Below are 2,473 nucleotides of genomic sequence, written 5' to 3' on the forward strand. Positions count from 1 at the left end.
CTTCATCGGGCGCATCGTGCCCCGTTTCATGCGGTACTCCCCGGACGTGCGTCTGCTGGAGAGGCTGACGGACCGGCTCGTGATCGCCTGCGGCCGGGACTCGCGGGGCGAGCTGCCCCACCGGGCCGCCGCCTGCCTGGCCGGGCGCCTCGGCATCGAGCCGGAGCGGCTGCCCGGCGGGCATGTCGGCCTGACCACGCACCCCGCCGAGTTCGGCGCGGCGCTCGGCGGGCTGCTGCGGCCGTGAGCGGCGACGGAACTCGCGCTCACGAGTGAGCAAGGCCGCTGCTCCCCGGGCGGCCCGATTACGTAGAATCGCCCCGGCACCACTCTTGTCACCGGCGCGTGTTTCTTCTTCGGCCCGGGGAGCTGCCGCCACCACGGAAGGGACGACGCGGTGTGAAGGTGACGGCGGAGTTGTCGGTCGAGAGACGCGACCAGGTCACGGTGGTGTCCGTGACGGGGTCTCTGGACGCCGACAATGTTCATGACCTGGAGCAGGAGCTGGCCGGGTCCGCCGAGTCCGAAGGGCGGGCGGAGGCCACGGTCATCGACCTCTCGGCCCTGGAATTCGCGGACTCGTCGGTGCTGCACGCCCTCCTGGCCGCCCAGCGTCGCCACAAGGCCCTCGGCAAGCGGCTCGTGCTGTGCGGACCCTTCCGGCCCGTCGTGCACCGGTTGTTCGACGTGACGGGAACCGCGGAGTTCTTCGACATGGCCGAGGACATCGGCACCGTCCTTCCCCCGGCCCGGTAAGGGAGTCTGCGTGTGAGCCTCAATGCGCCGTCCGACAGGCCGCGCGAGAGCGAGATAGTGGCTTCGCTGCCGGATGTCTCCCCGCTCCCCGACACCGCGGGCCAGGCCCGCGGGTATGTGGTGAGCGTGCTCCAGGACCGGCTGGACCGCGGCGGTGCCGCGGTGGGCGAGCGGGTCCTCGGCGACATCCTCCTCGTGGTGTCGGAACTGTTCACCAACGCCCTGCGGCACGGCGGGGGAGTCACCGGGTTCGGCGTCAGCGCGGGGGCCCGGGAGATCCGCGTCTCCGTGGGCGACCGCTCGACCGACCTGCCCGCGACGCCGAGCTACCGCCGGATGCGGCTGGGCATGGGCGACAGCGTCGCCGACGGCGAGGGCGGCTACGGCTGGTCGCTCGTCCGCGAACTGGCCGACGTCATCACGCTCGTCCTGCACGGCGACGGCAAGGTCATCACCGTGGAACTGCCCCTGACGGACGCGCTCGGCGCGACCGGCTGAGCGGCCTGCCGACCCGGCCGGGCAGCCCCGCGCCCTCTCCCGGCGCATGCCGCGCGGAGTCGGTGGAGGCCCGAACCCGCGGCACCCCGAACCCCCGTCACGGTCGAACGCCCATGTGGCACTCGTACGTACGGCGCGTTCGCCGCCGCGTATCGCCATCAGTGGGGTGGAATCCCCGCGGTGGTTTGCCAAGTGTGGTGCCGAGAGGGGACTGTTGTCGTACGACAACTGACCGGCTCCGGAAGGGGGTGAGGGGTTCGCACCGCGCGCCCTTCGACATGAAGGCACCTGAGCAGGCCGAAGCAGCACGGCGCACCGCACCCGCGGCCCTCGCCGACGCCTGGGCCACCGCACCGTACGCCATGATCGTCGCCGATCGTGGCGGCCGGGTCGTGGCGGCGAACGCGGCGGGCAGGGTGCTGCTGCCGGACGCGGCGTGCGGCACCCCGTTCGGCGACGCGGTCCCCGAGTGGCTCGCCGCCGCACACGCCCGGCTGGCCGCCGCGCCCGCACCGCCCGGCCTGCCCGCCCGGCAGCGCGGCACCGAGGACGCCGGAGGCCCCGGAGACGTCAGCGGACCGGGAGACGTCAGCGGACCGGGAGACGTCAGGGGACCGGCGGACGTCAGCGGACCGGGAGACGTCAGCGGACCCGAGGGCAACAGCGGACCCGAGGAAGCCATACGGGGCGACATCGGCGAGCGCAGCTTCGAGGCCCGCCCCGACCGCCTCGCCGACGGACACCTCGCCTGGTGGCTCACGGAGGACACCCCCCGGCGCCGGGCCGAGGACGACCTGCGCGCGGAACGCGGGCGCACGGCCCTGCTCGCCGACGCCTCCCAGCAGCTCCTGGCCTCCCTCAACGTCGAGCGATGCATGGAAGTGACGGCCACCATGGCAGCAGGGCACCTCTGCGACGCCGCCATCATGATCGCGCCGGGCCGAGGAAACGTATACCCCGTGACCTACACGGGCCCGGAGGGCGAGGTCACGCACTCCACTCTCGCGGYCGACCTCGCCGAGGTCCCCGGCCTCGCCGAGGCGATGCAGGGGTTCCCGCCCGTGCCCTCCCGCTGGATCGACCCGGCGTCCCTGCCGGAGTGGGCGGTCCCCGCGCACTTCACCGGACCCGTGTGCTCGGTGGTGATCACGCCGCTGCCCGGCCACGGCGTCCCGGCGGGCGTCCTGATGCTGCTGCGCTCCACCGACCGCAGCGCCTT

At 73.5% G+C, this 2,473-nt stretch carries 2 protein-coding genes and 2 pseudogenes; all 4 read left to right on the forward strand.

Going from position 1 to position 2,473, the window contains the following annotated elements:
- Positions 1-247: pseudogene (locus AB8Z36_RS37580) on the forward strand (alpha/beta hydrolase); the annotation flags it as partial.
- Positions 248-417: 170 nt separating this feature from the next.
- The gene (locus tag AB8Z36_RS37585) at positions 418-756 is read left to right on the forward strand and encodes an STAS domain-containing protein (RefSeq protein ID WP_369217865.1); all 339 of its coding nucleotides are present in this window, start codon (positions 418-420) and stop codon (positions 754-756) included.
- Positions 757-768: 12 nt separating this feature from the next.
- Positions 769-1,254: an ATP-binding protein gene (locus tag AB8Z36_RS37590; RefSeq protein WP_369217866.1), complete on the forward strand. Its 486-nt coding sequence runs from the start codon at positions 769-771 to the stop codon at positions 1,252-1,254.
- Positions 1,255-1,532: 278 nt separating this feature from the next.
- Positions 1,533-2,473, forward strand: a pseudogene (locus AB8Z36_RS37595) (hypothetical protein); the annotation flags it as partial.

It is taken from the genome of Streptomyces flavofungini (genome assembly GCF_041028215.1).
GTDB lineage: Bacteria > Actinomycetota > Actinomycetes > Streptomycetales > Streptomycetaceae > Streptomyces > Streptomyces flavofungini_B.